Raw genomic sequence first — 9,115 nt, 5'->3', positions numbered from 1 at the left:
CCAGCGCCGAGAGCCCCGAAAACACCATTGACACAAGGGAGTCCACATCCTGCACATGACGTCAACGACGCCCGTCGCCTACCGTCACCACCGACTACGGAACAGAGCCGGCTCGACTTACAGTCCCGAGGTCTGCCTGTGTCTACCGGGAGGTGAGGGGCACCGCGTCCTCGGAACGAACGAAGATCACCAGGCGGCGGGCGCGGGCGATCGCGACCCGCAGAAGGCGTTGGCGTAGCCGAGTAGGCAGCCTTCGGGCTGCGGCTCTCTCATGCGCCGCGCCCGACGAGGTGTGCCCAGACCTCCATCCCCGTGACACCCGGCCAGGCACGAAAACGGGCTCTTCGAATCTAGGTGGGGTGCCTTGGCCTACGCCCAGGCGGGCGATGCGGACCAGGCGGTCGAGAGCGGGGAACGTGCCCTGGGGCGATTTCCCGCTGTCACCTCTCAGCGCATCACCGGGTTGCTGGCCCGGCTGGGTCGGGACCTGTCCGGCCACTGAAGCCCCCGGACGGCTGTCTTTTTGCGGCGGGTCGAAGAGGAACTGCCGTAGGCGGAAGAGCATGGGGGGCGAGCGTGACCGGCGGCGGAGGCGCCACGTGGGGCCGACCTCGCTTCCCGGGAGCGCGCGCTCGCCTCGGTCGGGTTGGCGCAGCGTGGGGGGTGGCGGCCGCGGCGCCGTACTCCCGTTCGGGTGCATGTCCGGAGTTCACCGTGGAGGGTGGCGGCCGGCCCGTTGCGGGCCTGGCCGACCCTACGATGTGCCGGTGACGGAAAGCCTTTCGCCCGCGGGTGTCGACTTTTTCGAGGTGCACCGGCTCCGCCTGAGGGAGGTCGGGGCGCCGCAGGTCTCGCCGGAGGAGGAGGCGGTGGGAGACCGAGTCTGGGACAAGGCGGTCCGGGCGAATCCGAGCCTGTTCGACGGCCCGGTGGTGGCCTGCGCGGGACTGGAGTGGGAAGGGCCGCACAGCCTCGTGCTGTCCTGGGCGCGCGTGACTTACCGGCATTACGCGCTGCGCCGGGTACCGGGCTGCGTCTCGTGGTTGCCTTCGTTGTTCGTCAGCGTCGTGCAGGCCACCGACGACGGGCGCGTCCTGGTGGCCAGGATGTCCTCGTCGACGGCGGCTCCGGGCCGCTGGCAGCTCCCGGGGGGCTCGGTCGAGCCGCCGGGTGAGGGCGGGGTGCTCGATGCGGGGGGTGTCCGCGGCAATGCCGCCCGCGAGCTGGCCGAGGAGATCGGTGTGGAGGTGCCGCCGGAGCGGCTGCCTCTGTGGGCCGTCACCCGCGGGGAGAACCGGAGCATCGGCCTGGTGCACACGGCTCCGGCGCTGCCCGGGGCGGTGCTGCGCAGGTGCTTTGCGGGCGTGACTGCCGCGGACCGGGCGCGGGGAGTGGTGTCCGAGCTCGACCGGATCGCGCTGATCGGGTCCGTCGCGGAACTCGGCGAGCTCGACGGGCCGCATGCCGACTACCTGGAGCCCATCGTTCGCCGTTTTCTGGAGGGCTGGGGCCCCGGGGGGAAGCGAACGGTCTGACACGGCCCGGCGGGGGCCCGGTCGTGGCTCACCTCGCGGTGACGGTGGCGCTTCGCCGGCGGAGGTCCTGCACGGTGGTGTGGTTGCGGAGTTCGGGGCGCCGGGCGAGGTCGGTGTCGAGCGTGTGCAGGATGTCGCGGGTGTGCCGGGAACGAACGGTGGCGGCGTACGCCAGCAGGGAGTTCGTGGTGGCGACGGTCTGGTCCAGGTTGTCGCGCAGCAGGTAGGAACGCGCGAGCCAGGTGCCGTGGAGCAGCGCGTCGCGGTCCTGGGTGTGTTCGGCGCTCACGCCGAGCCAGGGCGGGCGGGTCTCCTGCGCGTCGGGACGGCCGAGATGGGCGTGGGCCTCTTCGGTCGAACGCCGCATGCCGTGGAGGTCGCCGACGGCCGCGGCGGCGTGTGCGTGGCGGGACCCTCACCTACGACGTCAGCGCACAGAAAATCCTGGTCGAGATGCGTCTCGACCAGGATCGTCAACAGCAAGCCCGTGGGCTGTCAGTGAGTGTCCGAGGGGGGACTTGAACCCCCACGCCCTTAAACGGGCACTAGCACCTCAAGCTAGCGCGTCTGCCATTCCGCCACCCGGACTCGGCCGCCGGTATGCCCGGCGACGTGGGAAACCATAGCAAAGTCCGGGGCCAGGTGATCTCCACCCAGTGGTGGGGGGCCGCCCCTTGGGCCGGGCGGCGGGAGCGGGGGAGGATGGGGGCGACCCATCGCAGGAGGAGGCGCCGTGAGCCAGTCGAGCTCCACCCCAAGCCACGCCGGAAGCAGTCAGCGCGCGGAGGAGGAGGTGGTCGGGCTGTGCCGTGACCTCATCCGCATCGACACCAGCAACTACGGCGACCACTCGGGCCCCGGCGAGCGGGCCGCGGCGGAGTACGTGGCCGGGCAGTTGGCCGAGGTCGGCCTCCAGCCGGAGATCTTCGAGTCGCACCCCGGCCGGGCCTCGACCGTGGCCAGGATCGAGGGGGAGGACCCCTCCCGGCCCGCCCTGCTGATCCACGGCCACACCGACGTGGTGCCCGCCGACGCGGCCGACTGGACCCACCACCCCTTCTCCGGGGAGATCGCGGACGGCTGCGTCTGGGGCCGGGGGGCCGTGGACATGAAGGACATGGACGCGATGACGCTGGCCGTCGTCCGGGAGCGGATGCGCAGCGGGCGCAAGCCGCCGCGGGACGTGGTGGTCGCCTTCCTCGCGGACGAGGAGGCGGGCGGGGTCTTCGGGGCCAGGCACCTGGTCCGCAACCACCCGGGGCTCTTCGAGGGGGTCACCGAGGCGATCAGCGAGGTGGGCGGGTTCTCCTTCACCGTGAACGAGCAGCTGCGGCTCTACCTGGTGCAGACCGCGGAGAAGGGCATGCACTGGATGCGGCTGACCGTCGAGGGCACCGCGGGGCACGGCTCGATGACGAACGACGACAACGCCGTCACCGAGCTGTGCGAGGCGGTGGCCAGGCTCGGGCGGCACACGTTCCCGGTGCGGGTGACGAAGACGGTCAGGGCGTTCCTCGACGAGCTCTCCGACGCCTTCGGCGTGCCGCTCGACCCGGAGGACATGGAGGAGACGCTCGTCAGGCTCGGCGGCATCGCCAAGCTGATCGGCGCGACCCTGCAGAACACGGCGGCCCCCACCCAGCTGGCCGCCGGGTACAAGGTGAACGTCATCCCGGGGCAGGCCACCGCGCACGTGGACGGCCGCTTCCTGCCGGGGTACGAGGAGGAGTTCCTCGCCGACCTCGACCGCGTCCTCGGCCCGCGGGTGCGGCGCGAGGACGTGCACGCGGACAAGGCGGTGGAGACGACGTTCGACGGCCCGCTCGTGGCCGCGATGCAGTCGGCGCTCCAGGCGGAGGACCCGGTGGCGCGGGCCGTTCCCTACATGCTCTCCGGCGGCACGGACGCCAAGTCGTTCGACGAGCTGGGCATCCGGGGCTTCGGCTTCGCCCCGCTGAAGCTGCCTCCCGAGCTCGACTTCGCGGGCATGTTCCACGGGGTGGACGAGCGGGTGCCGATTGACGGCCTCCAGTTCGGCGTGCGGGTGCTCGACCGTTTCCTCGATCTCTGCTGATCGACTGACCCCTGCCCTCGATCGGCTGTTCCCCGTTACCTCAGAGTGGGTGAAAGGGAGCGGCCTCACGTGCCCATGTTCCGCCCTCCTCGTTACCACGAGTGCAGTCCCCGGCTGGGGCCGCACTGTCAACAAGGAGGAAGAATGATCAAGAGGGTCGTCGCTGTCGCGGCTGCCACCAGCGGTCTGGTGCTCGCGGGTGCGGGCCTCGCCATGGCGGACTCGAACGCCGGTGGGGCCGCTGTGGGGTCCCCGGGCGTCCTGTCGGGGAACGTCATCCAGGTGCCCGTCCACGTGCCGGTCAACGTCTGTGGCAACACGATCAACATCATCGGCCTGCTGAACCCCGCGTTCGGCAACACCTGCATCAACGGCTGATGCCACGCCCCACCTCATGAGGGCTTGAGTCGGCGGCCCCGGCGCGCACCGCGTGCGCCCGGGGCCGCCAGACTTCCTCTCGGGCGCGGGTGCCCTCACTCCCCCCACCCCGCGCCCATGGAACATCAAGGCAGGGGAAAACAACCATGCGACAGGTCACGAGACAGGGCCTGCTCACCGCGGCCGCCGCCGGCGGCGTCCTCGCGATGTCCGGCGGTGCCGCGTTCGCGGACTCGGACGCCGCGGGCGCGGCGGCCGGTTCGCCCGGCGTCGCCTCGGGCAACACGGTTCAGATTCCGGTCAGCGTGCCGGTGAACGTGTGCGGCAACACCATCAACGCCGTCGGCCTGCTGAACCCGGCCTACGGCAACAACTGCGAGAACCGCGGACCCGGTTCCCAGGCCCACGGCCAGGACCACGGCCAAGGCCAGGGCCACGGCGGCGGGCAGCCCGGAGGCGGGGCGCAGGCGCCGGACGCGGGCAGCCCGGGCGGCGGCTCGCAGGCCCACAGCGTGGCGGCCGGTTCCCCCGGCGTCGCCTCGGGCAACGACGTGGAGGCGCCGATCGACATCCCGCTCAACCTCTGCGGGAACGCGGCCTCGGTCATCGGCATCGGCAACTCGGCCTCGGGCAACGACTGCGAGAACGAGGCCCCGCCCGCCGAGCCCGGGCACCCGGACCAGCCCCACCACCCCCGGCAGCCTCCGGCGCCGCCGGAGCAGCCCCCGGCGGCGCACGGTGGCACGCAGCCGGAGACCCCGGTCCAGCAGGAGGAGCCCGCACCCGCCGAGCCCGAGGCGGCCGAGCCGGCCGAGGGCGCGCTGGCCGAGACCGGCAGCGACCTGCCGCTGGCCGGCATCGTGACCGCGGGGGCCGGGCTGCTGGCCGGCGGCGCCGTGCTCTACCGCCGCGCGCGGGTGCCGCGGCAACGCTGAGCCGCCGGCCGACATCTCACCCCATCGAGTGGGTCCCGCCCCGGGCGGGACCCACTCGTCGTCTTCGGGTCACCAGGTCGCCCGCAGCTGGCGGATGATCCGGCGGCGCAGCCGCACCCGGCGGCTGCCGTCGGGGTACAGGCGGAGTCGGGCCAGCTCCCAGTGACCGTACTCGGCATGCTCGGTCAGCAGGCGCGTGGCGGCGGCGCGGGAGACCCCCCGCGGAACATACACATCGCGAAACTCGTATTCCGGCATCGAATCCATTGTGCGCGCATGCCCTGGATGCCGATACCGTCTGCACCATGTCTGATGTTGTGCAGCCCACCGCTGCCGAAGTGCGCGCCGCCGCCGACGCACTCAAAGAGGCGATCGACCGGCACCTCGCGGCGATCGAGCGGCGCGCGGCGACGCCCGGCGCGGGCCCGGAGGCGGACGCCGCGGTCTTCGCCGCCTTCAACGAGATGGCCGCCGCGGGCGAGGCGTACGACGAGCTGCTGTACGACGCCTACGACGAGGTCACCCCCTTCGAGGTGCCCGAGACCGACGGCGGCGCCGTATACGCGGGTCCGGAGGAGCCGGAGGCGCTCAGCGTGTTCATCCGGCGCGACTACACGCTGGTGGAGCCGAGGCGGCTGATCGCGCAGGCACGGCGGGTGGCCGACCTGGACCCGGAGGCGTCCGAGGTGGGCGAGCCGGACCGCGACGAGGCGGCCGGGCGCGCCGTGCAGAACGCGCTTGGCGTCCTGTTCGGCGAGTACGACCCGGACGAGATCGCCACCAGGCACAAGGAGTTCGGCCTGGAGGAGGGCGACGCCACGCTCTGGGTGACGGTCGCGGACGAGCCCGCCGAGCCGGGGGAGTGGCTGTCCGCCCCCTTCGACGCGGTCGACCCGGAACGGGTCATCTGCCGGCTCGACATCAGCGAGGCCTTCGAGGAGGACGACCTCGACGGCGCCGACGAGCTCGACGGCATCGGCTAGGCCGCGTCGTTCGGAACCTCGCGGGGCTTGCCCCCGGGTACCGGGGCCCGGGCCGTGCGGCGGCCCGGGCCCCGGGCGGTCACGCCCCGGCAGCGGCCTCCTGCAGCGCCTGCTCGCGCAGCAGGGCCGGCAGGCGGGTGGTGCGCGCGCGGGCCGGCGGCCCGGCCACCGCCGCGGCCAGCCCGGCGCCCGCGCCCTGCACCACGGAGAGGTGCCGCTCCCCGCGGCCGAACGCCGTGTACACCCAGGAGCGGTCGACGGTGCGCTCGGCGTCCCCCGGCAGCACCACCACGGCCGCCGGCCACCTGATGCCCGCCGCCTGGTGGGCGGTGAGGGCCCAGCCGTGCCTGAGGGTGTCGGCCACGCGCTCCCGCGCCACCTGGAACCGCCCCTCCTGGCCCTCCACCCACAGCCCGGACTCGTCCGCCTCGGCCACGGCGCCGAGCCTGGTGTGCCCGGGGGCGGGGGAGTGGGCCACGCGGTCGCCCGGGTCGAAGCCGCCGAAACGGCCGGGGCCGGGGTTGAGCCGCTCCTTCAGCGCCGCGTTCAGCGCCCGGGTGCCGACCGGGCCGCCGTGCCCCGGGGTGATCACCTGCACCTCGCCGCCCTGGTGACCGAAGGCCCGCGGGATGGAGTCGGCCACCAGCTGCACCGTGCGGTGCACGGCCTCGCCCGGATCGCGCACCGGCACGATCACCACCTCCTTGCCCGGGGCCGCCACCGGCAGCAGCTCGCCGGCCCCGACGCCGGACACCAGCTCGCCGAGCGGACCCGGGTCCGGGGTGCGGGAGTGGACGCGGGGGAAGCCGGCGGCGAGCAGGTCCGCGAGCACCTGGCCGGGGCCGGCCGCGCCCAGCAGCAGCGGGTCGCCGCTGAGCACGAGCCGCGCGCCGTCCGGCAGGGACTCCACGAGGGCCGCCGCGGTCTCCGCGGACAGCTGCGCCGCGTCCAGCACCGCGAGCAGGTCCACCCGCAGCAGCCCCTCCTCGTCGCGGCCCGGCCCCTCCTCGCCCGACAGCAGCCCGGCCACGGTGACCGCGGCGCCTGCGGCCTCCGCGGGCAGCAGGGCGGCCAGCCGCCGCCGCCCGTCGGGGGCGTGGGCCGCGGCGAAGGCCCGCAGGCCGAGCGCGGACCCGGCCGCGACCAGCGCGGCCGGCTCGGCGCGCGCCGCCTCCCCGCCCACGTGCGCGACGACGGGGCTGCCCGCCGCGGCCCGCAGCAGCTCCGCCGCGGAGGGGGAGGGAGCGGCCCCGGCCGCCGCCGCCCAGTCCGCGGCGGAGGGCGCCTCCCCGGCGCCGGAGCCGAAGGTGGCGCGCAGCCTGGCCAGCCCGTCCGCGAGGCTCTCCTCGGCCAGGGCGCAACGCTCCAGGCCGAGCAGCAACCCGGGCGCCTCCCCGTCCGCGGCCTGGCCGCCCCGGGACTCCGCGGCCCCGGCTCCGGCCGCGGCGTCCTCCTCCTCCCCGCCCGGGCCGGGCTCCGGCTCGAAGACCAGCACCGCGCCCGCCTCCACGGCGTCCCGCAGCGCCTCCTCCGGGTCGGAAACCGCGTGCCCCGCAAGGCCCTTGGCGGCCTCGTCCCAGGGCAGGGCCGTGTGCCCGGCGCGGGCGGCCCGCTCCAGCAGCCAGGCCGTCAGCGCGCGGGTCCTGCGGACGTCCCCCGGGCCGGCCTCGGGGCCGAGCAGCGCCCGCGCGAAGCCGTCCGCCTGCTCGGGGCGCACCCCCTCGACGGCCAGCAGCCGCCACGGGTCGGCCCGCAGCTCCTCCTCCGCCCCCTCGCCGAGCGCCGCCACGACCGCGCCGGCGAGCGACTCGGGCGCCCCGCCGCCGGCCAGCAGCGCGGGCAGCTCCGCCGGCACCCGCACCGGCCCCGCGCCGGGCCCGCCCGCCCCCGGGCCCCCGGCCGCCCCGCCGCCCGGGCGCGGGGCGGGCGCGGGCCTGGCCGGGGCGGCGAAGAACGAGGCGGCCGGGCGCTCGCCGCTCTCCACGGCCCGCACCGCGGCCCGCAGCCGCTCGGCCGCCTCCCGGCGCGCGGCCGCCTCCCCGGACTCCCCCGGGGGCGCGGCGGGCGGCGCGCTCCCGGAATCCCGGGCGCCCGCAGGCTCCGCACCGCCAGGCGCGGGCGGGGGCGGCGGCGATGAGGAGGCGTTCTCCGCGGTCACAGCGAGCTCCAGTCGTGGTCGGGGTAGTGGTGCACCGGGGCCGAGACGTCGTCCAGCGCCCGGAGGATCTCGTCTGGAAGGCTAAGGTCCTCCACTGACAGCGCCTCCGCGAGCTGCCGCCCGGTGCGCGCCCCGAGGATCGGCGCGGCCACCCCGGGCCGGTCCCTGACCCAGACGAGCGCCACCTGCAGCGGCGTCACCGCGAGCCCGTCGGCCGCTATCGCCACCGCGTCCACGATCCGGCCCGCCGCCTCGTCCAGATAGGGCGCGACGAAGGGCGCCAGCCGCTCGGAGGCGCCGCGCGAGCCGGGGGGCAGGGCGCCCTCCCGGTACTTGCCGGTGAGCACGCCGCGCCCCAGCGGGGAGGAGGGCAGCAGCCCGACGCCGAGGTCGAGCGCCGCGGGCAGCACCTCGCGCTCGACCCCGCGCTGCAGCAGCGAGTACTCCATCTGCGTGCTCGCCAGCCGCACCCGCCCGTCGGGCCCCGCGAGCTGCCAGGCGGCGGCCTTGGCCAGTTGCCAGCCGCAGAAGTTCGAGACCCCGGCGTACCTGGCCCGCCCGCTGCTGACGGCCGCATCGAGGGCCTGCAGCGTCTCCTCGAGCGGCGTCTCCGGGTCGTAGGCGTGCAGCTGCCACAGGTCCACGTGGTCGGTGTTCAGCCGCTCCAGGGAGGCGTCGAGCGCCGCCAGCAGGTGGCCGCGGGAGCAGTCGAAGCGGCGGTAGGGGTCGGGCACGCTGCCCGCCTTGGTGGCGATCACCACGTCCTCGCGGGGCACCAGGCCGCCGATCAGCCGGCCGAGCAGGTACTCGGCGCCGCCGTCCGCGTACACGTCGGCGGTGTCCACCAGCGTCCCCCCGGCCTCCCAGAAGGTCTTCAGGAGCTCCGCCGCCTCCTGCTCGCCGGTGTCCCTCCCCCAGGTGAGGGTGCCGAGGCCGAGCCGGGAGACGCGCAGGCCGGTGCGGCCCAGGTGCCTGAGATTCATGGCCGTTGAGCGTACTTGCGGCAGGCGATACAGTCCGGGGGACGGGTGGGTTACCCACGGGTAAGAGGG

Annotated in this window: 9 protein-coding genes and 1 tRNA gene; 5 read left to right on the top strand and 5 right to left on the bottom strand. The window is 75.0% G+C overall.

The features are described 5' to 3' along the window. The first annotated feature begins 767 nt into the window (after positions 1–767). A complete protein-coding gene (locus D7294_RS25585) occupies positions 768–1,535 on the top strand; it encodes an NUDIX hydrolase (protein WP_338325695.1) in 768 nt (255 codons plus the stop codon). A gap of 28 nt (positions 1,536–1,563) precedes the next feature. Here D7294_RS25585 and D7294_RS25580 read toward each other — a convergent pair whose 3' ends face one another. Together D7294_RS25580 and D7294_RS25575 are read right to left on the bottom strand one after the other, a co-directional pair. Continuing rightward, positions 1,564–1,902 (bottom strand): hypothetical protein, encoded by a 339-nt coding sequence (locus D7294_RS25580; RefSeq protein ID WP_120683788.1) that lies wholly within the window; start codon positions 1,900–1,902, stop codon positions 1,564–1,566. 136 nt (positions 1,903–2,038) lie between these two features. Further along, a tRNA-Leu gene (locus D7294_RS25575) sits at positions 2,039–2,123 on the bottom strand. A 145-nt stretch (positions 2,124–2,268) separates the two neighbouring features. Here D7294_RS25575 and D7294_RS25570 point away from each other — a divergent pair. From D7294_RS25570 to D7294_RS25560, 3 genes are all read left to right on the top strand, one after another. Further along, positions 2,269–3,609, top strand: coding sequence for a M20/M25/M40 family metallo-hydrolase (locus tag D7294_RS25570; RefSeq protein ID WP_120683786.1), 1,341 nt, complete (start codon positions 2,269–2,271; stop codon positions 3,607–3,609). 144 nt (positions 3,610–3,753) lie between these two features. Then, entirely contained in the window at positions 3,754–3,987 is a 234-nt protein-coding gene (locus D7294_RS25565) for a chaplin (protein ID WP_120683784.1), read from the top strand. Positions 3,988–4,133: 146 nt separating this feature from the next. Beyond that, positions 4,134–4,922: a chaplin gene (locus tag D7294_RS25560; protein ID WP_120683782.1), complete on the top strand. Its 789-nt coding sequence runs from the start codon at positions 4,134–4,136 to the stop codon at positions 4,920–4,922. Positions 4,923–4,991: 69 nt separating this feature from the next. On the opposite strand, the gene D7294_RS25555 is transcribed toward D7294_RS25560, so the two are convergent. Continuing rightward, positions 4,992–5,180, bottom strand: coding sequence for a DUF5703 family protein (locus D7294_RS25555; protein ID WP_049576171.1), 189 nt, complete (start codon positions 5,178–5,180; stop codon positions 4,992–4,994). Between the two features lie 47 nt (positions 5,181–5,227). On the opposite strand from D7294_RS25555, the gene D7294_RS25550 reads away from it, so the two are divergent. Next, positions 5,228–5,905 carry a hypothetical protein gene (locus D7294_RS25550; protein ID WP_120683781.1) on the top strand — a complete coding sequence of 226 codons (678 nt, stop codon included), beginning with the start codon at positions 5,228–5,230 and terminating at the stop codon, positions 5,903–5,905. A gap of 79 nt (positions 5,906–5,984) precedes the next feature. On the opposite strand, the gene D7294_RS25545 is transcribed toward D7294_RS25550, so the two are convergent. Continuing rightward, positions 5,985–8,063, bottom strand: a complete 2,079-nt coding sequence (locus D7294_RS25545; RefSeq protein WP_241562613.1) for a helix-hairpin-helix domain-containing protein — start codon at positions 8,061–8,063, stop codon at positions 5,985–5,987. After that, positions 8,060–9,046, bottom strand: a complete 987-nt coding sequence (locus D7294_RS25540) for an aldo/keto reductase (RefSeq protein ID WP_120683777.1) — start codon at positions 9,044–9,046, stop codon at positions 8,060–8,062. The genes D7294_RS25545 and D7294_RS25540 overlap by 4 nt, the downstream gene beginning before the upstream one ends. Positions 9,047–9,115: the final 69 nt, after the last annotated feature.

It is taken from the genome of Streptomyces hoynatensis (assembly GCF_003626535.1).
In the GTDB taxonomy this organism is placed as follows: Bacteria; Actinomycetota; Actinomycetes; order Streptomycetales; family Streptomycetaceae; genus Streptomyces; species Streptomyces hoynatensis.
The sequence above is the reverse complement of the archived record's forward strand: the minus strand, read 5'-3'. Positions and strand labels throughout refer to the sequence as shown.